Here is a 19,442-nt window from a genome sequence, read left to right as displayed (position 1 = left end):
GTGGTAGCTCACATGTTGAACTACGGCTATGTGTCCGCAGGGCCTGCACGCCCTACCGCTCTGGATTGACAAAATCGACAATGACAACAAACTCTGATCAAAGGGGAGCACTATGACTGATAAAAACCTTTATCCGGTAAGCCCGGAAGTGGCCAAACGGGCCTTGGTAAACCGGGAGCAGTATGACGAAATGTATCGTCAGTCCATCGCAGATCCGGATGCGTTCTGGGGAGAGCATGGAAAGCGAATTGACTGGATCAAGCCCTACACCAAAGTCAAGAACACCACATTCGACCCTGAAAACGTTTCCATCAAGTGGTTTGAAGATGGTGAGTTGAATGCTTCTGCAAACTGCCTGGATCGACATCTTGAAACCCGCGGCGATCAGACGGCCATTATTTTTGAAGGCGACGACCCAGCCGAATCCCGTCATGTCAGTTATCGCGAGTTGCACGAAGAAACCAGCAAGTTTGCTAACGTACTTAAAAGCCTTGGCGTAAAAAAAGGTGATGTTGTCACGATTTATATGCCAATGATTGTTGAAACCGCCGTGGCCATGCTGGCCTGTACCCGTATTGGTGCTATCCATTCAGTTGTTTTTGGGGGCTTCTCGCCCGAAGCATTGGGTGCCCGAATTGTGAACGGCAAGTCGCGCTTTGTTGTTACTGCCGATGAAGGGCTCCGCGGTGGTCGCAAGGTGCCACTGAAAAAGAACGTGGATGCTGCCCTGAAAGACAGGGAAGGCGCGGCCGTTGAGAAGGTTGTGGTTGTCAGCCGCACAGGAAACAAAGATCTGCCCTGGAGTGATGGCCGGGATGTGCGCTATGAAGATTTGATGGCAACCGCATCCGCTGACTGCCCGCCAGAGCCAATGAATGCGGAAGATCCTTTGTTCATGCTCTACACCTCAGGGTCTACTGGCGCCCCCAAAGGTGTTTTGCATACTACCGGTGGCTATCTCGTATACGCCTCCATGACGCATGAGTATGTGTTTGATTACAAAGATGGTGATGTTTACTGGTGCACCGCAGACTTTGGCTGGGTAACAGGCCATAGTTACATTCTTTATGGGCCTCTGTGTAACGGTGCAACATCGCTTCTGTTTGAAGGCGTTCCCAACTACCCGGACAGCTCACGTATGGGCCAGGTTGTAGACAAGCACCAGGTCAACATCCTGTACACAGCGCCAACGGCTATTCGGGCACTGATGGCCGAAGGCGAAGCCTGCATGGCGGGTACAACGCGCAAGAGCCTGAAGTTGCTGGGTTCTGTGGGCGAACCCATAAACCCGGAAGCCTGGGAATGGTACCACCGTGTAATCGGCAACAGCCAATGCCCGATCGTGGATACCTGGTGGCAAACGGAAACCGGCGGCATTTTGATTGCGCCACTACCCGGCGCCGTTGATTTGAAACCGGGCTCCGCGACCGTACCTTTCTTTGGCGTGAAGCCGGGCCTGATGGACAACGAAGGGAATCTGCTAGAAGGAAAAGCTGATGGTAACCTGGTTATTCTGGACAGCTGGCCTGGGCAGATGCGCACGATCTATGGTGACCATGAGCGCTTTATCCGAACCTATTTCAGTGCCTACCCCGGAATGTACTTTTCCGAAGATGGCGCACGCAGAGATGAAGACGGGTATTACTGGATTACCGGCCGCGTTGATGATGTGCTTAATATTTCCGGGCACCGCCTCGGCACCGCTGAAGTTGAAAGCGCCCTTGTGGCCCACGACAAGGTGGCAGAAGCCGCAGTTGTTGGTTTCCCCCATGACATAAAGGGTCAGGGGCTGTATGTTTACGTGACTCTGATGCAGGGTGAAGAGCCTTCAGATGAGCTCAAGAAAGAGCTGGTACAATGGGTTCGTAAGGAAATTGGCCCCATTGCCTCTCCGGATGTTATCCAGTGGGCGCCGGGCATGCCTAAAACGCGGTCAGGCAAAATTATGCGCCGGATTTTGCGTAAGATTGCTGCTAACGAGCACGACCAGTTGGGAGACACATCCACACTTGCAGATCCGAGTGTAGTGGACGATCTGATCAGCAATCGTGAGTTTAAATAAGGTCTGATAACAGGCCGAAAACCTGTGAGGAATCGGTTTAATGACACAAACAATTATCGTCGCTGATGATCATCCGCTGTTTCGGGCTGCCCTGAAACAGGCGGTCAGTCAGGCGGTACCTGATGCGGAAACAGTAGAAGTTGACAGCATCAAGGCACTCCAGGCGTCGGTAGATTCGCACCCGGATGCAGATCTGGTCCTGCTTGATCTGAATATGCCGGGTGCCCACGGTTTCTCGGGGTTGGTGTTCATGCGTGGACAATACCCCGGGCTACCCGTGGTGGTTGTGTCAGGGTCGGAACAACTGCAGGTAATGCGGCGCTCGATTGACTATGGGGCGTCTGGCTTTATTCCAAAGTCGGCGCCACTGCCCACCATTACCGAGGCCATTCGAGCTGTTCTTGAGGGTGATGTGTGGCTGCCGGAAGGTGTAGCAGACAAACTTGAGCGTATGCATGCTGACACAACGGACTTTTCTGAAAAGTTGGCATCACTGACCCCGCAACAATTCCGGGTTCTGGGTATGCTGGCAGAAGGCCTCCTGAACAAACAGATCGCCTACGATCTGGAGGTGTCTGAGGCAACGATCAAGGCGCACATCACTGCCGTGTTCCGCAAGCTCGGGGTTCGTAACCGTACCCAGGCGGTGATTGCGATACAGCAGATGGAGATTGATCCTTCGGATCAGTCTTTGTCTGGGAGCTGAGGTTCAGGTACTGACAGGTTCGCCCAGAACTCATAGGGGCGTGCGGGGAGGTATTCCAAAACCGTGCGGAGCCATGGATGGCGGAGCCGAGCGTACAGGGATGTATTCACAGTGTGTTTTGGAATACCTCCCCGCACGCGCCGGGGCTTATTGGGCGCCGTTATTTGCTCCCAGCGTACCCCAGCTCTTTATCCACCAGATTGAACAGTTCCTCACCACCGTGCCAGCGATCAAAGTTTTCAAGAAACTGATCGGTAAGCGCACGATGCCAGCCGATAAAGTCACCGGCCATGTGGGCCGTCATGATGACGTTTTCCATATCCCAAAGCGGGTGGTCTTCCGGTAAGGGCTCTTCCTCGAATACATCAAGCCCGGCGCCAGCAATGTCACCACTCTCCAGAGCAGCAATAAGATCGGCTGTTTTTACAATCGGGCCGCGGCCAACGTTAATCAGGCGCGCCGTGTTTTTCATGGCCTTGAAGGCTTTTTCGTCAAACAACCCCTCAGTTTGCGGCGTCAGCGGTGCAGCAATCACCACGTAATCGGCCAGTTCCAGCTGGTGGTATAACTCATCATTACCATGAACCGCTACAAAATCCGGGTCGTCCGTACGGGCGGTTCTGGCAATGCCGTGGGGCTTCATTCCAGCAGCGGCAACAAGGCGGCCAATCTGCCTGCCAATAGAGCCTGCACCAACTACCAGAACCTGCTTGCCTGTTGCTCTTTCCGTATCCCGATGCTTCCACTTGTGTTTCATTTGCAGGCGGATTGAGCCGGGAAAATCCTTGGCAAACATCAGGATGGTGCATAGCACATATTCAGCGATGGTGCGGTCAAATATGCCTCTGGCGTTAGTGACTACCACACTGCTGTTTGTGAGGGCAGGGAACATCAGCGCATCTACCCCGGCGCTGGTGGCATGTATCCATCTCAATTTGTCCGCACAGCCCCAGGCAGCCTCCAGCGCTTCGGTTCTAAAATCTGTCACCATCATCACATCAGTACCCGGCAAGGTGCTTCGCAGGGTTGCTTCGTCACTGGCGAAACGCACTTCGGCACGAGCCCGAAGAGAATCCATTCCTGGTGGCTCCTGCTCTCCGGGAGCAGTAAGGACAGTTACAACAGGCTTGCTGAGATGGGACATTGAACCTCCGCGGCTTCGATTGCTGATTGTCGAGAGTTGTTTTTATGGGCCAGGCATTTTCCTCTACAAAACCCTGAGGTTAGTCTGGTAGGCGGATGTCGTCTGGTCAACCTCAGCTCGCACATACAGTGGTGATCATCGGGAATCCTGGTGGGTACTTGTACCTATCAAACCCTTTCCGGCATTACCTTGTATGCCCGGATTTTCGTGACTAACCTGCAAAGGGGTCTGTTTTGGCCCTCCCGTTCCCGTTGTAGGAGGTTGTTATGGCAAATGGCGCCAATAAAGATACCGGCGAGGATAAAGTGCGGAGAGTGAAATACCGGAAGGCGAAGGCCAGTTGGAACCCTGCAATGCAGGCAATTCCGGTACCGGGGATTAGGCGCATGGTCAATATGGCGGCCACTATGAAGGATGTTATTCATCTGTCGATTGGCCAGCCTGATCTCCCAACACCCAAGCATGTTATTGATGCTTATATTGACGCCCTAAATGCAGGACAAACTGGCTACACCATGGATGCCGGTTTGCCTGAACTGCTAGTGGCCTTAAGGGATTACTACGGCAAACGATACAACCGGAAACTCACCAGAGATAATATTCTGGTGACCAGCGGAGCAACCGAAGCCATGTATCTGGCTATCTCGGCTACATCTGCACCGGGCCGCCAATTTATTGTTACGGATCCTTCTTTCCTGCTTTACGCACCACTTATTCGTATGAACGGGGGAGAGGTCAAGTTTGTACCGACCCGTGTGGAAAACGATCATCAGCTTGATCCCGATGAAGTGATCGCAGCCATGGGGCCGCGCACCTTTGCCTTGATACTGAACAATCCGAATAACCCTACTGGGGCGGTATATCCCCGCAGTACCGTGGAAGCCATTCTGGAAGAGTGTGCCTATCGGGGCATACAGGTGTATGCCGATGAGGTGTACGACCACATGATTTTTGATGATGAAGATTTTGCCAGTGTTCTCAGTTGCTCCGTGGATCTGGACAACATCATGTGCATCAGTAGTTTCTCGAAAACCTACAGTATGGCGGGGCTGCGAGTGGGTTGGGTCATTGCCAGCCAGGCTACGATCAAATACCTGCGGCGCTACCACATGTTCACCACGTCAGTGGCTAATACGCCCTCCCAATATGCGGGAGTGGCAGCATTAACGAGTGACCAGCAGTGCGTTAGGGACATGCTGGATATCTATCGGGAGCGCAGAGATAAAGTAGTGGACTTGATTGATCAGACTCCATACATGACCGGTTACAAACCAGGAGGAGCGTTTTTTGTCTTCCCGGATTTGCCGCCCCATGTTGATGGGTCGGACCTGGCTTTGCGGATGCTCAAAGAAACCGGAGTGTGTGTGGTGCCGGGTGATGCATTTGGAGAGGCCTGTACCAATGCCATTCGGATCAGCTTCTCTACCACTTGCGAGAATCTTGATGCGGCGTTTGATCGTATCATTCCGTGGATGGCCAAACAGAAGTTCTGAGGAGTGCTTATGTCGGCTCTGGATTCGGTCCTTATCCAGTGCCCCTACTGTTGGGAGACGCTGGATATCAGCGTCGACCCTTCAGTGGCGGAACAGGAATATGTTGAAGATTGCCAGGTATGCTGCCAGCCCATTCTATTGCAGGTTGTTTTCGATGATAATCTCACCCCGCATGTAGAAGCCCGGGCCGAAAACGAGTAGAAGTGCTCAGATTCTGACCGATCATTAACCTGCCAATCTTGTCTCGCCTCCCTTGCTGCCGCAGGATAGGGGGTCAGTCCATGGAGATCAAACGATGAAATACACGCACCTTAATGGCCTCTGGGGCTTGGTGTTGCTGGTTCTTGCCCTGACGAGCGGCTGTGCCAGCATGTCCCCTTACGCAATATCGGAAGGGGAGTTGGAACGGCACCTGCGAGATGTTGTCAGCGATTTTGATCGCACTCAGTTAAAGAATAGCTCGCCGCTGAGTATGAGTCTTAGCGATGCCGACATTACCCTGGGACCAGATGGCCGGGATGTGGCAGTGATTGATCTGAAAGGGCAGGTAGCGCTGAACGCTTTTCTGGCCAAACTACCGGTTGATATTGCCCTGAAAGTGGAAGGCGCACCGGTTTATGACAGCAAGGAAAAAGCCATCTATATTCGCAGGATCAAGTTACTTGAAAGCAGCATAGATTCCGGCTTTTTCAAGGGTGACCTTGCGCCCGTTACCGACACCGTGATGAGTGTGGTGGCTCAGATGCTGGAAACCATGCCGGTATATCGTCTGGACGAAACCAATATGGCCCAGCGTATGTTTGGAATGGTGCCCATGGATGTGCGTGTAGCGCCGGGGCGTCTTGAGTTTGTAATGGCTGACAAGTAAGCGGCTTTTATCAGACCAGAGCCAGAAACTGCTTCCTGGCTCTGGTTAAGCAATCGATCAGGCCGACAGCCGTTGGCAGATTGCCTCTCCGATTTCCTGTGTTCCCCGTCGCGCGCCGGCATTTTCCGCCAGGTCTGCCGCTACTGCACCAAAAAGCTCTTTGCCAGCGGTCGCCATTACCGGGTCTTTCCGGCCAAACCACTCCAGCATACGTGCCGCAGTAAACAGCATGGCGGTTGGATCTGCCAAGCCTTGACCCGCGATGTCTGGGGCGCTGCCATGGGTTGGCTCAAACATGGAAGGCATGTCCGGGTCGGTGGGGTTCAGGTTGCAGGAAGGGGCAACGCCCATACCGCCGGATAATACGGCCGCAAGGTCTGTAAGAATATCTCCCTGCAGGTTGCTCGCAACCACCACATCGAACGCCCAGGGGACTTGCACAAACTTCATGCAGGCTGCATCCACCAGTTCGTGGTGCGTGGCCACATCCGGGTATTCCTTGCTGATTTCTTCGAAGGCTTCAGTGTACATATCGCCCCAATAACGCAGCGCATTACGTTTGGTGATCAGGCACACCTGGCTTTCACATGTGTTGCCATTGAGCGTGCGAAACTCCCGAATGCGTCCTTCGGTTGAGCGATCCGCCGCTCTGGCACGAGCCTGCTCAAAGCCATAGCGAATAATGCGATTGGTGGCTTTGCGGGTAAACACCTCCATTTGGGTCGCAATCTCATCCTCGGTGCCTTTGCGCAGGCGCCCGCCCTGACTCACGTACTCGCCCTCGGAATTCTCCCGAATCACCAGCATATCTATGTCTTTTGCGCGCTCATCAGCGAGATATTGGCGGGCACCGGGCAGCAGGCGAGCTGGGCGCTCACATACCCACTGATCAAAGCCTTTGCGCATTTCCAGCAGCGGTGCCAATGAAACGCTATCGGTCAAAAGGTAGCGATCGGGATCGTTCAAGGGGCCGGGATCACCCAGAGCACCCAGTAATATGGCGTCATAAGCTTTGAGTTGAGCGAGGGCATCCTCTGGCATGGATTCACCATGCTCTTGGTGCCAGGCGTGCGACGGCCACGGGAACTGATCCCACTCTAGGTTGAGGTTGTGCTTGGTGCGCAGGGTTTCCAGGCAGCGTATGGCTTCCCCAACAACCTCCGGGCCAATACCGTCGCCCGGTGTTACTGCAATGCGGGTAGTTTGGGCCATTTTGGAGACTCCTTTTAAAATTGACTCGTATGGATAACCAACCCAGTTTAGTCAGGGAAGCCGGGGTTGCCACCGGTGTGGGAAATAAACCCCTTTTACCCACCTGCAGCCCGGCGCTATAGTGTGTCCGCAATTGGCGCATTCGTGCTTTTTCCGTTTCAACTTACTACAGGAAGGCAGCTTTGCTTTACCGACTTCTTACCGTCATTGGCGGCCTGGTATTTGTGGCGGCGCTCTTTGCGCTGGTATGGTTTTTCTGCAAAAAGTTTCTGCAACGCCACGGCGTTATCGATAACCTTTCAGACCGCACAACCGAACTCGCCACCTGGACCTTTGCCGGCATAAGTATAGGGCTGGTTTTTGCTGTGGTCGGCGCGTTTTTGCTTGGCCCCTGGGCGTTCTATCGCACCCTGCGTGGGCACGGGGTCGACATCTCCGATGGCGCGGCCATTTGGTGGGGATTCGGTATAGTGTTGGCCTCCCTCGGCATTACCGCAGTCGGCTTTTTCGGCTTTCTGATTGCCGTGGGTGCTTACTGAATCGCCTTGAGCTGCTCCCGAAACCATATAAGCGCCGGCTCCTGGCCGTAGGCTGTGTGCCAGTACAGGTGCACATCGACTGAGGGCAGGTCGGCTGGCGGGTTCATTATGGTGATGTTTGCCCGCTCGGAAATAATCTGGGCGTAGGTTTCCGGCATAGTCAGCAACAGGTCCGTTTTCTCCACCACCCGGCAGGCGGCGTAATAGTGCTGACAGCGCAGGCGGATGCTGCGCTGAACCCCTAGCCTTGATAATTCAAAATCCTCAATTCCCGGCCCTTCTGCACGTGATGAAACCAGTACGTGGCGCGCAGAAAGGTACCCATCCATATCCAGCGTGTTTCCCGCCAGGGGATGACCCTCCCGCGCCAGAACCACAAGCCTGTCTTGCCTGAGAAGTTCATGGGATGTTTGGTTGCTGACCGGCAGCAAAACATCCACAGCGAAGTCCAGTTTGCCTGCAGCCAATTGCGTTTCCATATCCCGCCGGGGAATCCGTTTGCTGGCTATCTCCAACTCCGGATAGGCGTTTAATCGTTGCATCAGCGGTGGCAGAAACGTTGATTCCAGTACATCCCTCAGCCCCAACGAATAGGTTTTGCGCTGATTCGCCGGGTCAAACGCATGGAATTGATTCACCGCTCCCTGAATCTGCGTAAGCCCAGGCTTCATGGATTCCAGGAAGCGACGGGCCAGAGGTGTAGGCACCATTTGATTGCCCTGGCGGGTGAACAGCGGATCGTCAAAATGGTCGCGCAATCGGGACAGCGAATGGCTAACGGCGGGCTGGGTAAGGTGTAACGCCTTTGCCGCCCGGGTAAGGCTGCCTTCCCGATAAATCGTGTCAAACACATGCAGCAGGTTGAGATCCAGACGATTCCCGGCCATAGTCATTAATCCCTATAAGAATTAGTTTCATTAATAGTAAACGATAAGAATAATTCAGTCGCGTAATAGTTTGAGCAGCCCTAGACTGGTTTAATCGTGCTTATAGTCATCGCACCGTTTGCTGGTCTATCTAATAGATGTTGTTCAATTTCTGAGAGGGTTTGGCAATGGATTTCAGTATCTCCGAGAAAGGTCAGGATTATCTCGAGCGTGTAAAAGCGTTTATGGCGGAAGAAATTCTCCCGGTAGAAGCCCAGTACCATAAGGAACTGGCGTCTCTGGACAATCGCTGGGTTGTACTGCCAATCATCAAAGAATTGAAAGAAAAGGCAAAGGCACAGGGCCTATGGAATATGTTTTTCCCGGATGAGGAGCATGGTTGTGGCCTGCTCAACTCCGACTACGCCCTGATTGCTGAAGAAACGGGTCGCAGCTTTATTGCCCCCGAAATTTTCAACTGCAATGCGCCCGACACCGGCAACATGGAAGTGTTAATTCACTATGGGTCAGATGAGCAAAAAGCCGAATGGCTGCCACGCTTGCTTAGCGGCGAAATCCGCTCCGCGTTCTGCATGACTGAACCTGCCGTGGCTTCCTCCGATGCCACTACTATGGAAGCAACAGCCGTAGTGGAAGGCGATGAAGTTGTGCTGAATGGTCGCAAGTGGTGGAGCACCGGCATTGGCCACCCCGACTGCAAAGTGGCCATCTTTATGGGACTTTCTGACCCCGATGCCCACAAACACCGCCGCCACTCCATGGTTCTGGTGCCGCTTGATACCCCGGGCATTACAATTGAACGAATGCTTCCCGTATTCGGCGAGTACGACGAGCCCTACGGTCACGGCCAGGTACTGTTCGAGAACGTGCGCCTACCCAAGAGCGCATTTATTGCCGGCCCCGGCCGCGGTTTCGAAATTGCCCAGGGTCGCCTTGGACCTGGCCGAGTACACCATTGCATGCGCGCAATTGGCGCAGCGGAGCGCACACTGGAGTTGCTGGTGAAGCGCTCCCTGAGTCGCGAAGCCTTTGGGCGCCCACTGGCCAAACTGGGCGGCAACCCGGACATCATCGCCAACGCCCGCATGTCGATTGAACAGGCCCGTTTGCTGACCCTGAAATGTGCTTGGGCACTGGACACCAAAGGTATTGCCGGTGCGATTCAGGAAGTGGCCATGATCAAGGCGCTGATTCCAAACATGCTGCAAACCATTGTGGATCAAGCGATCCAGATTCACGGCGGCGCCGGTGTGAGCGATGATGATTTCCCGCTTACTCAATTGTTTGCCTATGCTCGTGTACTGCGATTGGCAGATGGCCCGGATGAAGTACATCGTGCCACGGTTGCTCGCCTCGAATTACGCAAATATAAAAATTGATGGTATAGCGCTAATGATGAGAGGAGCTGGCGGGGTGGGAGCTTCTGAAACTGTGCGGAGCCATGGATGGCGGAGCCAAGCCTACATGGATGTATTCACGGCGTGTTTCAGAAGCTCCCACCCCGCTGGCTCCGTCACACTCTATAGTTGACGTTTTTAAACAACAAACAACGGACAACCCCATGACACAAAGAGTATTCGTAACAGGCGGCGCAAGCGGCCTTGGCCGAGCCATTGCACTGCGTTATGCCAGAGAAGGCGCCAAAGTCTGCATCGGTGACATCAATCCCGAACAGGGCGTAGGCGTTGAGCAGGAAATTAACAATGCCGGCGGTGAAGGCTACTTTGTTGAGTGCGACGTTCGGCGCCTGACAGATCTCGAAAAAATCTGCGCCGATCTCACCGAGAAGTGGGGTGGCGTAGACGTAGTGGTGAATAACGCAGGTGTGGCCTCTGCCGGCTCCATTGAAGACACCACCATGGCCGACTGGGAATGGATTATCGACATCAACGTACTGGGTGTTGTGCGCGGCTGTAAGGCGTTCACGCCGCAGTTCAAAAAGCAGGGCTCAGGAACCTTCGTGAACATTGCCTCCATGGCGGGCCTCATGCTCGCACCGCTAATGGACAGCTACAATGTATCCAAGGCCAGTGTTATAGCATTGTCCGAAACCCTGCGCCAGGAACTGCGGGATGATGGCATTCACGTGAGCTGTGTGTGCCCTGCATTTTTCCAGACCAATCTCACGCAAAGCATGCGTTCGGACCTTCCCGGCATACAGCAAAATGTCAACAAGCTCATGAAACGCTCGACAATAACTGCAGATCAGGTTGCCGACGACATAGTGCGTTCGGTGCAGAAAAAAGACTTCTGGGTACTGCCCCACGTGAAAGAGCGCCGCTTGTGGATACTCAAGCGCTATGCGCCAGCGGTGTTCGACAAACTGATGTACGAAGAGAGCAAGCGCTGGATGAAGAAGATGGGCAACAAGGCCAAAGCCTGATTAGCACACGGGAACAAAAGGAGAGTGATGAATGACCCAGATTGACCAGGCAGCAGATATCCGCGAAGGCGAAGAGCTGGATATATCCGCAGTAGACCGCTTCATGAAAGGCGCCATCCCGGACTTGACCGGCGAGCCGGTTATCCGCCAATACCCCGGTGGCGCTTCCAACCTCACCTATCAGGTGGACTACGGCGACCGTTCCTTTGTTTTGCGTCGCCCGCCATTCGGCAAAATTGCGAAATCCGCCCACGACATGCTGCGTGAAGCAAGGGTGATGCAGGCGCTGAAGCCTGTGTACCCTTATGTGCCCAACATCATTGCCATTTGCGACGATCACGATGTGCTGGGTTGCGATTTTTACGTGATGGAACGCCTGAAAGGCATCATTCTGCGCCAGGATTTCCCCCAAGATCTTGAAATGGATGAAGCCGACACCCGCAAGCTTTGCCTGAGCGTAATCGACAAGATGGTGGACTTGCATCGCGTTGACGCTAAAGCCGCAGGCCTCGATTCTCTGGGTAAGGGCGAGGGTTATGTGCAGCGCCAGATCGGCGGCTGGAGCGATCGTTTCCGCAAGGCTCGCACCGACGACGTTAGCGACTTTGAGGAAGTGATGGCCTGGCTCAACGAAAAAATGCCAAACGATGTGGCCCAGGTTGTGATTCACAACGACTACCGCTTCGACAATGTTGTATTGAACTCGGACAACCCCTTTGAAGTGATCGGTGTGCTGGATTGGGAAATGGCCACCATTGGTGACCCGCTGATGGATCTGGGCAATACGCTCGCCTACTGGATAGAGGCGGATGACGATGAATCCTTCAAGATGCTTCGTCGCCAACCTACGCATCGCCCCGGAATGCTTACCCGCAAGGAAGTGGTTGACTACTACATGGAGAAGTCCGGCTTTCGGGCAGATAATTTCGATTTTTATGAGATCTACGGGTTGTTCCGTTTGGCGGTGATCGTGCAGCAGATTTATTACCGCTTCTATCACGGGCAAACCAGCGACAAGCGTTTTGCCATATTCGGCCACGCAGCCAACAGTCTGGAGAAGCGCTGCAAGCGTTTGATCGCAGAGAGCTCTCTGTAATGGCTACGGTGTACCTGGTACGCCATGGCCAGGCCAGCTTTGGTAAAGAAAATTACGATCAGCTTTCAAAGAAGGGCTGGGAGCAGGGCAAGGTGCTCGGCCGCTGGATGGCCGATAAATTTGAACCGGCGGCGATTTTTGGCGGCGACTTGCAGCGGCATCGCGAAACCGTAGAAGCCATTGCAACCGGGTACGGCGCGGAGTTGCCGGATATGCAGGTTGCGCTGGGTTTTAACGAGTTTGATCATGAGTCCATCGTAAACGCCTATAAACCCCAGTGGCGAGATCGGCAGGTGATGGCGAGGGACCTTGCGGCTTCTCCGAAGCCCGCTGCAGCCTTCCAGAAGGCATTTGTTGAAGCCGTGCGCCGCTGGGCGTCTGGCAAGTTCGATAGTGAATACGATGAGACCTGGGGGGAGTTCAAAGCCCGGGTTCTCTCGGCCTTTGATGAAATGATCGAGTATGCAGACGGCGGCGATGTTCTGGTGTCCACATCCGGCGGGCCTATTGCCGTTATGTGCCAGCACCTTTTGAGCCTGAGCGACGAACGCACATTAGGGCTGAACGAAGTCATCGCCAACACCAGCGTTACCCGGGTGCTCTATTCCGCGGGCCGTCGCAGCCTGTCTGTTTTCAATAATTACAGCCACCTGGAAGCGGAAGACCCCGCCCTGGTGACCTTCCGATAACGAATTGAGGTGAACCAATGAGCAAGAAAGACCTGTTTGACTTGACCGGAAAGATTGCCCTGATTACCGGTGCGAGCCGTGGTATAGGTGAGAGCATTGCCCGCACACTGGCGGATTACGGCGCCCACGTGATTGTAACCAGCCGCAAGATTGATGGCTGTGAAGCCGTCGCCAGCAGCATTCGTGAAGCGGGTGGTAGCGCTGAAGCCTACGCTTGCCACATTGGTGAGATGGATCAGATAGAAGCGATCTGGGCTCATATCGAAAAAGAGCACGGCAAGCTGGATATTCTGGTAAACAACGCCGCAGCCAACCCGTATTTTGGCCCGGTTGAGGACACAGACCTGGGTGCCTTCCAGAAAACCATTGATGTGAATATTCGCGGCTACTTCTTTATGTGCGCTCGCGGTGCGCAACTGATGAAGAAGAACGGCGGTGGTTCAATCATAAACGTGGCGTCAGTAAACGGTGTGAACCCGGGCCATTATCAGGGCATCTATTCGGTGACCAAGGCCGCAGTTATCTCAATGACCAAATCCTTTGCCATGGAACTGGGCCAGCAGAATATTCGTGTGAATGCCTTGCTGCCGGGGCTCACAGACACCAAGTTTGCCAGTGCCTTGACTACCAACGAAGCTATTAAAAAGCAGGCTATGGCACACATTCCCATGAAGCGTGTGGCCGATCCCAACGAGATGGCAGGCACTGTGTTGTATCTGGCATCGGGTGCATCCAGCTACACCACCGGCGCCTGCATTAATGCCGATGGCGGTTACCTGACGGTCTGATTGCCCGCTATCTATTGCGTGAGGCGACTTCGGGGCTTGGCTTGCAGGTCAGCGCTTTGAAGTCGCCGCCCAACTCCGATATCCGCCGGGTCAGGTAATCAAGCTGTGAGGCGTGGCTTGCCAGCAGCAGTTCCTGAATCAACGAATTCATGGCTACCATGCTTTCATCTATCCTTTGCGCATAGGCATCGCCCCGGCCCGCTTTTGGGTTGTTAATCAGTTCAGTAATCGTTGCTTCAAAATCAGCCTGGCTGCGATATTCGAGAGCATTTAGCAGGGTATCCTGCCAATTTCGACGGCCTGCGAGCCAGATTTCAGTCTGCCCGGCACGGTCTTCTGACCAGACCTTGATAATGTCTTTCTGAACCGGGTTCAGGCTACCCAGCCAGCGCTCAGCTCGCTCTTCCGTGCGTTCTGCTCGTGCGTGTTCAATTGATTTCGCGTCTCCAGTCAGGAATTCCTCTTCCAACTCTCGCTGGTTTTCTGCCATGTTTTTCGCCAGCTCACGCACTTGCTCATCACTGAGACTGGAAAGCAGGTTCACCGCGCCAGGTGTTATTTGGTGCATCAAGGGCTGGAGAAGCGAAAGGAGCTGGTTTTGATGACTACTTATTTCCGCCGGGTCTGGCTTGCCTTCTGCCAATTCACTCCGGAGGTTGTGTAACCATGCCTGATAGCGCGGGAGTTCGGTGCTACAGTGCCATTGTTTCAGTTCTTCAATGTCGGCATTCAACTGCCGCTTTTGGGGCTTTGTGAGGGTGATGAAATCCTCAACCCACCACACAATGCCCCAGTCAGCGTAACGATAGGCAAGCCGGGTTGAGCTGCACCCTGTGATGACAAGAATTGTGGCCAAAAGAACTGCTGCCGTTCGAACGTTGCTAACTCTAGACTGATCCATAGGGTGCCTTGCTCGGTATGAGCCTATCGATAAAAGGTTGCAAGCTCATTATAATCTCGCGCTTATGCCTTGACAGTCTACGGTATCCGAAGGCTTTTAGATGTGGCCATTCGAAGACCTTTAATTTAATCAGGAGTGCCCATGAGCCGAATTAAACCCGCCCGCCTGCGCCAGTTGGTATTTGGGTTTTATATGTCGGGAATGATGTCTTTGTTGATGTCTGGAGTGATTACATTTATCAACACAGGTATGGATAGCGCATTTATGTATCGCTGGATGCCGGCTTTTCTGGTGGCATGGGCAGTTGCCTTCCCGCTGGTAACCTTTATTGCACCGGTTGCGGTGAAACTCACTGAAATGACGCTGGGGCGACCCGGCAATGAGAATGAGCACACATCTGTAAACTGAAATGTAAAATTCCGTAATCTGTTTTTATTGCCCTCCCGTAGGTTGTTTTACGTGCATGTGAGTTACTGAACTTGTGCATGTTTAAACTACTTGATCCTGGTTTTTAACTTTGGAATAGAGGGCAAGAGGCAATGAAAACAAAAGTTGCACTGACGATGGCCTTGGCTGCCAGCGCGATGCTGGTGGGCTGCAGTGATAATGACAATGACTCTGTAACACAACAACCTACCTCAAAAGTCAGGGCGGTGCATGCGGCTTCCGATGCGCCGGCGGTGAACGTACTTGTGGACGGGAGCCCGGCTATTTCCGGCGCTGAATTCAAACAGGCGGCTGTGATTTCTCCAACGTTGGGAACCTATGCTCTGGCAGTCGAGGCTATCCTCCCTGGCGGCTCCACGACAACAGTTATTGATCCTACCGACGTTACGCTTGAGGATGGCTTCGATTACGACGTAATCGCAGTTGGTGAAGTTGGCAATATTGACGCGTTAATCTTGGCGGATGATGGTTCTCGCACCGATGCCAATGCAGTTCGTTTGCGCGTTGCCCACCTTTCGCCGGCAGCTCAGGCAGCAGCTGCGGGACCCGTTGACGTGTATGTAACTGCTTTCGGTGCTGAACTTCCTCCTGAAGCCAACTTCAGTTTTTCTTTCAAAGAGAGCATTGGACCACTGGAGCTGCCGGCAAATGATTACCAGATTCGTGTGACCCCCGCGGGTTCAGGCACTGTTGTCTTTGATAGTGGCAAAGTGTCTTTGCAGGCAGGCACCAATCTATTGATTGGCGCTGTTGATAACACCGGCGCCAATGGTGACGCCAGCCCGATTAGCCTCGTTGTGTTGAACGGTGGTGATGTCGCAGAAATCTACGACACAGACCAGGCAGCCGGTGTGCGCGTTGTTCATGCTTCCTCTGATGCGCCAAACGTTGACGTGTATGTTGATGGACAATCAACTCCATTGGCAGACATTGCATTTGGCAGTGTTGCTCCGTTCGCCTTCCTGGATGGTTATGCTGCCTTGCCAGCCGGGGATGCTCGCATTCAGGTTGCGGCCGCTGGAACTGGCCTCGGTGGTGGGCTGGTCGTGATTGATGAGACGCTGCCACTTGTTAATGGTCAGGGCTACACGGCGCTGGCAGTTGGTCAACTGGCTGGTATTGAGGCTCTGGTAGTCGAAGATCAGGTGCGCAGCATTGCGACCCAGGCTTCTTTGAGAATCATTCATGCTTCTACTCAGGCAGGTAACGTCGATATTTACCTGGTACCCGGGACTCAGAGCGGCATTGGTAACTTTGCCCCAGCTCTGTCAAACGTGCCCTTCAAGGCCGTGACAGATTATCTTGCCGTGGCAGACGGAACTTACAACGTCTACATTACTCCGACCGGCACGGGTACCGTGGCGATTAGTGCTGAGGGCGTCGAGTTGAATGCGGGCGATGTTTATACGGCGGTTGCCCGGGATGCCGATCCTGGGGAGCAGGCTCCACTCAACCAGCTCGGACTGATCCTGTTTGATAATTTTGTGGTGCCACAACCCTGATAGGGCGCGCCGCAGTTTCAGCAAAAGCCAAGGCCCCGGATCTCCGGGGTCTTTTTTACTGAATAGTGGTTGCAGACGTTTCGGGAGAGGCTTGTGATAGAGCCGTACCAACAGGCGGCCGGTAATGCAGAGAGTAAAGAATCCGGTCAAGAACCGCTTGGCCATTCCAGGCCGGATCATTATTCACCATGCCCACAACAGCCCAGGTTGTATTGTTCTCATCCCGTGTAAAGCCAGCAATGGACCTCACGTTTTCCAGATAGCCGGTTTTAATGCGGCCTTCGCCATCCATGCCAGTATTACGAAGGCGGCGAGCCATGGTTCCGTCCATAGCAATAATCGGCATGGAGGCCATAAGGTCTGAAGAGTAGGGGCTGTTCCAAGCGTGCTGGAGAATTTTGGCGCCTTGTCTGGCAGTAATTCTGCCATGGCGAGTAAGCCCTGCACCGTTATCGATTACCATTCCGGTGGTATCTATGCCCTTCTTTCCCAGCCAGTCATAAATAACGCGAATGCCGGCAACCCGGTCGTCGTTTTCACTATCCAGCCGGTTTTGAGCGCCTATGGTCAGCAGCAGTTGCCGAGCCATCACGTTGCTGCTCCACTTATTGATGTCCCGCACCATGGTAACCAGATCTGGCGATGTGGTTTTCATAACCAGCCGCGCAGTTTCCGGAGTTAGCCCTGTCTGGCTTCCGCCAGTTACGATGATGCCCATTTCCGAAAAGAGGCTGCGGATCATCGAAGCACTGTATTGCTCATGGGGAAGCAACGACAGATAAGTTGTGGTGCGACATCCTTGTGGCAGTTCTCCCGTTACCCGCACAGTTACCTTTCCGCCTGCCTGGGCCATCGGTTCCCAATCGAAACTGCGACGTGATGGGCAGGGCCCTTCGGCTACTGCTGTTACCCTGTTGTCGATAACAACTTCGCCAAGAGCGGGTGTGCTCCAGGCTTGAGTGCCACGCTCGTCAGCCCGAATCTGGAAGTGTATTAGGTTGAGGTTGGTCAGGTAAGCAGAGGGCTCAACCAGAAACGGCGCGTGCGGGTTGTCACCATTGTCTATAAAGGCAGGGAAGCCGCCGTCAATTTTAAAATAGCTGCCATCCAATATCAGGTTGCCATCAATGCGGTTAATCCCCATATCGCGGAGTTCCCGCAGGGCTGTCCAGAGTCGTTCAAAGGTGAGTTTGGGATCACCTCCAAAGCGCACGTAGAGATTGCCCGCGAGAGTATCGCCAACCATCTGCCCGTCAGTCAGAAAATCCGTATCCCAGTGGTGCGTGGGGCCAAGGATCTCCAGGGCAGCGTAGGTTGTGATCACCTTTATGATAGAGCCCGGGCTCATGGGCACGTCGGCGTTAATGTTTTGATCAAGCCCGGGGCCGTTCAAGGGAATTGCGGCCATGCTCAGGGCTTCGTCACTGTTGAGGGATTTCATGGCGAAATCCCTCATCTGGCTGGCCCACAGACGGTTGTCGCTGTAGTTGGCATCGCCACTGTCGGCAGCCAGTGCTGATGGCAGGTTTGCCAAGACTGGAGTCAAAGCAAGCGCCGCGGCCAGAACCAAGGCAGGGCGCTTTGGCCGGCGAGTGACTGTTCCTGCGCTGTTTGTTTGCGGCATACCCAAAATCATCCTAATGGCCACGCGATAAAATGTGCGGAGAGGTTCGCTGATTAAACAATAGCCCATCTTTGGTAAATGTACTATGCAGAAAACCTCTACATGACGTTAAAAAATGCCAGTAGACAGCTTGTTTGTATTGGGGTTTGTCACAGGGTGTAAGTTGCGTTGCGGCCAGTATCCGGTGGTATTGCTGGCCAATGAAAAAACGGGATATCTGATGATAATAACGGTGCTTTCAACAAAAGGATTCAATTATGGCTAATGTGCTGACTCACCATGCAAAGGTGCTGGGTTCCGTGGGTACCTCCTCGCTGACAGCCTGGCGTGGGTGCCTCGTAGTAAAAGCGGTACCTCAGCCCGAGCAGCCCCTGATACTTTACGACATGGAGGGATGCCCATACTGCCGGCGAGTTCGCGAAGCACTGACAGTCCTCAATCTTGATGTGGAAATTCGGCCTTGTCCCAAAGGTGGCCGCGTATTCCGCAAGCATGCAGAAGCGACCGGTGGGAAGCAGCAGTTCCCTTTGCTGGTTGACCAGAACACCGGTGCTGTAATGTATGAATCGGAAGCCATCATCGAGTACCTGTTTCGGCAATATGCTGGTTGTACGGTTCCCGGCTACTACCGTGAACGAGTCTGGCAGCCGATTCTGGGGTCGATGGCGTCTGTTGCCAGCGCCATGCGAGGCCTGCGTGCCAGTGCAGGAAACCAGCCGGAGCAACCGCTGCATTTGTGGAGTTTTGAGGGCAGTCCCTTCTCCCGGCTGGTGCGAGAGAAGTTGTGTGAGCTGGAAATTCCCTACACTCTGCATAATCTCGGCAAAGAGCACTGGACGGAAATAGGTCCGGCAGCACAGCGAATCAAGCCAGGGCCATACACACCAATTCCGGGTGGTAAGAGAGATGCCTTTTTCAAGGCTCACGGCCGGGTACAGGTACCTTACCTTGAAGATCCGAATACCGGGGCAGGGCTGTTTGAATCTGCTCGCATACTGGCCTATCTGCAAACGCAGTATGGATAGCAGCTCCAGTGGGGATCTCTGTACGGCAACTCTGTTTCGTGGGCTGGAAGGCAGGTATTATAACCATCCATTAATG

The 19,442-nt window shown here is 53.8% G+C and carries 19 protein-coding genes; 14 read left to right on the top strand and 5 right to left on the bottom strand.

From position 1 onward, the window contains the following. The first annotated feature begins 112 nt into the window (after positions 1-112). Positions 113-2,062 (top strand): acetate--CoA ligase, encoded by a 1,950-nt coding sequence (gene acs / locus FE848_RS06090; protein WP_200201870.1) that lies wholly within the window; start codon positions 113-115, stop codon positions 2,060-2,062. A gap of 40 nt (positions 2,063-2,102) precedes the next feature. Continuing rightward, positions 2,103-2,768, top strand: a complete 666-nt coding sequence (locus FE848_RS06085) for a response regulator transcription factor (RefSeq protein ID WP_100639981.1) — start codon at positions 2,103-2,105, stop codon at positions 2,766-2,768. A gap of 160 nt (positions 2,769-2,928) precedes the next feature. On the opposite strand, the gene FE848_RS06080 is transcribed toward FE848_RS06085, so the two are convergent. Next, positions 2,929-3,912 (bottom strand): D-2-hydroxyacid dehydrogenase, encoded by a 984-nt coding sequence (locus FE848_RS06080; protein ID WP_200201869.1) that lies wholly within the window; start codon positions 3,910-3,912, stop codon positions 2,929-2,931. Positions 3,913-4,178: 266 nt separating this feature from the next. Here FE848_RS06080 and FE848_RS06075 point away from each other — a divergent pair, with 266 nt between their 5' ends. The 3 genes from FE848_RS06075 to FE848_RS06065 all read left to right on the top strand — a co-directional run bounded on the left by FE848_RS06075 (position 4,179) and on the right by FE848_RS06065 (position 6,273). Then, positions 4,179-5,405 carry a pyridoxal phosphate-dependent aminotransferase gene (locus FE848_RS06075; RefSeq protein WP_200201868.1) on the top strand — a complete coding sequence of 409 codons (1,227 nt, stop codon included), beginning with the start codon at positions 4,179-4,181 and terminating at the stop codon, positions 5,403-5,405. A 9-nt stretch (positions 5,406-5,414) separates the two neighbouring features. After that, entirely contained in the window at positions 5,415-5,606 is a 192-nt protein-coding gene (locus FE848_RS06070) for a CPXCG motif-containing cysteine-rich protein (RefSeq protein ID WP_200201867.1), read from the top strand. 94 nt (positions 5,607-5,700) lie between these two features. Beyond that, entirely contained in the window at positions 5,701-6,273 is a 573-nt protein-coding gene (locus FE848_RS06065) for a DUF1439 domain-containing protein (protein ID WP_200201866.1), read from the top strand. 57 nt (positions 6,274-6,330) lie between these two features. Here the strand turns inward: FE848_RS06065 and FE848_RS06060 are convergent, their stop codons facing one another. Next, positions 6,331-7,485 (bottom strand): isocitrate/isopropylmalate dehydrogenase family protein, encoded by a 1,155-nt coding sequence (locus FE848_RS06060; protein ID WP_200201865.1) that lies wholly within the window; start codon positions 7,483-7,485, stop codon positions 6,331-6,333. 182 nt (positions 7,486-7,667) lie between these two features. Between FE848_RS06060 and FE848_RS06055 the strand changes: the two genes are divergently transcribed. After that, positions 7,668-8,024, top strand: coding sequence for a hypothetical protein (locus tag FE848_RS06055; protein ID WP_200201864.1), 357 nt, complete (start codon positions 7,668-7,670; stop codon positions 8,022-8,024). Here FE848_RS06055 and FE848_RS06050 read toward each other — a convergent pair. Beyond that, complete coding sequence (locus tag FE848_RS06050; RefSeq protein WP_200201863.1) at positions 8,018-8,911, bottom strand: LysR family transcriptional regulator; 894 nt, start codon at positions 8,909-8,911, stop codon at positions 8,018-8,020. The two genes, FE848_RS06055 and FE848_RS06050, sit on opposite strands and share 7 nt — an antisense overlap. A gap of 167 nt (positions 8,912-9,078) precedes the next feature. On the opposite strand from FE848_RS06050, the gene FE848_RS06045 reads away from it, so the two are divergent. The 5 genes from FE848_RS06045 (at position 9,079) to FE848_RS06025 (ending at position 13,867) form a co-directional block, all read left to right on the top strand. After that, on the top strand, positions 9,079-10,290 hold the full coding sequence (locus tag FE848_RS06045) for an acyl-CoA dehydrogenase family protein (RefSeq protein ID WP_200201862.1): 1,212 nt from the start codon (positions 9,079-9,081) through the stop codon (positions 10,288-10,290). A 182-nt stretch (positions 10,291-10,472) separates the two neighbouring features. After that, positions 10,473-11,294: an SDR family oxidoreductase gene (locus FE848_RS06040; protein WP_200201861.1), complete on the top strand. Its 822-nt coding sequence runs from the start codon at positions 10,473-10,475 to the stop codon at positions 11,292-11,294. Between the two features lie 31 nt (positions 11,295-11,325). Beyond that, entirely contained in the window at positions 11,326-12,390 is a 1,065-nt protein-coding gene (locus FE848_RS06035; protein ID WP_200201860.1) for a phosphotransferase family protein, read from the top strand. After that, positions 12,390-13,079, top strand: a complete 690-nt coding sequence (locus FE848_RS06030) for a histidine phosphatase family protein (RefSeq protein WP_200201859.1) — start codon at positions 12,390-12,392, stop codon at positions 13,077-13,079. The genes FE848_RS06035 and FE848_RS06030 overlap by 1 nt, the downstream gene beginning before the upstream one ends. Positions 13,080-13,096: 17 nt before the next feature. Next, positions 13,097-13,867, top strand: coding sequence for an SDR family oxidoreductase (locus FE848_RS06025; RefSeq protein ID WP_200201858.1), 771 nt, complete (start codon positions 13,097-13,099; stop codon positions 13,865-13,867). A gap of 7 nt (positions 13,868-13,874) precedes the next feature. Here the strand turns inward: FE848_RS06025 and FE848_RS06020 are convergent, their stop codons facing one another. Further along, positions 13,875-14,723 carry a DUF6279 family lipoprotein gene (locus FE848_RS06020; protein WP_227715191.1) on the bottom strand — a complete coding sequence of 283 codons (849 nt, stop codon included), beginning with the start codon at positions 14,721-14,723 and terminating at the stop codon, positions 13,875-13,877. 186 nt (positions 14,724-14,909) lie between these two features. On the opposite strand from FE848_RS06020, the gene FE848_RS06015 reads away from it, so the two are divergent. Together FE848_RS06015 and FE848_RS06010 are read left to right on the top strand one after the other, a co-directional pair. Further along, a complete protein-coding gene (locus FE848_RS06015; protein WP_200201856.1) occupies positions 14,910-15,176 on the top strand; it encodes a DUF2798 domain-containing protein in 267 nt (88 codons plus the stop codon). 131 nt (positions 15,177-15,307) lie between these two features. Then, positions 15,308-16,717 (top strand): DUF4397 domain-containing protein, encoded by a 1,410-nt coding sequence (locus tag FE848_RS06010; RefSeq protein WP_200201855.1) that lies wholly within the window; start codon positions 15,308-15,310, stop codon positions 16,715-16,717. Positions 16,718-16,772: 55 nt separating this feature from the next. Here FE848_RS06010 and dacB read toward each other — a convergent pair whose 3' ends face one another. Further along, entirely contained in the window at positions 16,773-18,341 is a 1,569-nt protein-coding gene (gene dacB / locus FE848_RS06005; RefSeq protein WP_200201854.1) for a D-alanyl-D-alanine carboxypeptidase/D-alanyl-D-alanine-endopeptidase, read from the bottom strand. A 257-nt stretch (positions 18,342-18,598) separates the two neighbouring features. Here dacB and FE848_RS06000 point away from each other — a divergent pair, with 257 nt between their 5' ends. Next, entirely contained in the window at positions 18,599-19,366 is a 768-nt protein-coding gene (locus FE848_RS06000) for a glutathione S-transferase N-terminal domain-containing protein (RefSeq protein WP_200201853.1), read from the top strand. The last annotated feature ends 76 nt before the right edge of the window (positions 19,367-19,442 follow it).

Origin of the sequence: Marinobacter sp. 1-3A (assembly GCF_016597775.1) — a bacterium.
Classification (GTDB): domain Bacteria; phylum Pseudomonadota; class Gammaproteobacteria; order Pseudomonadales; family Oleiphilaceae; genus Marinobacter; species Marinobacter xiaoshiensis.
This window is presented reverse-complemented; position numbering and strand designations above follow the sequence as displayed.

Excerpts from the sequence above, each read along its gene's own strand:
- FE848_RS06065 (WP_200201866.1), top strand. The coding sequence starts at position 5,701 with ATGAAATACACGCACCTTAATGGCCTCTGGGGCTTGGTGTTGCTGGTT.
- FE848_RS06075 (WP_200201868.1), top strand. The coding sequence starts at position 4,179 with ATGGCAAATGGCGCCAATAAAGATACCGGCGAGGATAAAGTGCGGAGA.
- FE848_RS06060 (WP_200201865.1), bottom strand. The coding sequence starts at position 7,485 with ATGGCCCAAACTACCCGCATTGCAGTAACACCGGGCGACGGTATTGGC.
- FE848_RS06070 (WP_200201867.1), top strand. The coding sequence starts at position 5,415 with ATGTCGGCTCTGGATTCGGTCCTTATCCAGTGCCCCTACTGTTGGGAG.
- FE848_RS06025 (WP_200201858.1), top strand. The coding sequence starts at position 13,097 with ATGAGCAAGAAAGACCTGTTTGACTTGACCGGAAAGATTGCCCTGATT.
- dacB (WP_200201854.1), bottom strand. The coding sequence starts at position 18,341 with ATGCCGCAAACAAACAGCGCAGGAACAGTCACTCGCCGGCCAAAGCGC.
- FE848_RS06030 (WP_200201859.1), top strand. The coding sequence starts at position 12,390 with ATGGCTACGGTGTACCTGGTACGCCATGGCCAGGCCAGCTTTGGTAAA.
- FE848_RS06080 (WP_200201869.1), bottom strand. The coding sequence starts at position 3,912 with ATGTCCCATCTCAGCAAGCCTGTTGTAACTGTCCTTACTGCTCCCGGA.
- FE848_RS06045 (WP_200201862.1), top strand. The coding sequence starts at position 9,079 with ATGGATTTCAGTATCTCCGAGAAAGGTCAGGATTATCTCGAGCGTGTA.
- FE848_RS06000 (WP_200201853.1), top strand. The coding sequence starts at position 18,599 with ATGGCTAATGTGCTGACTCACCATGCAAAGGTGCTGGGTTCCGTGGGT.
- FE848_RS06015 (WP_200201856.1), top strand. The coding sequence starts at position 14,910 with ATGAGCCGAATTAAACCCGCCCGCCTGCGCCAGTTGGTATTTGGGTTT.
- FE848_RS06035 (WP_200201860.1), top strand. The coding sequence starts at position 11,326 with ATGACCCAGATTGACCAGGCAGCAGATATCCGCGAAGGCGAAGAGCTG.
- FE848_RS06085 (WP_100639981.1), top strand. The coding sequence starts at position 2,103 with ATGACACAAACAATTATCGTCGCTGATGATCATCCGCTGTTTCGGGCT.
- FE848_RS06050 (WP_200201863.1), bottom strand. The coding sequence starts at position 8,911 with ATGGCCGGGAATCGTCTGGATCTCAACCTGCTGCATGTGTTTGACACG.
- FE848_RS06010 (WP_200201855.1), top strand. The coding sequence starts at position 15,308 with ATGAAAACAAAAGTTGCACTGACGATGGCCTTGGCTGCCAGCGCGATG.
- FE848_RS06040 (WP_200201861.1), top strand. The coding sequence starts at position 10,473 with ATGACACAAAGAGTATTCGTAACAGGCGGCGCAAGCGGCCTTGGCCGA.
- acs (WP_200201870.1), top strand. The coding sequence starts at position 113 with ATGACTGATAAAAACCTTTATCCGGTAAGCCCGGAAGTGGCCAAACGG.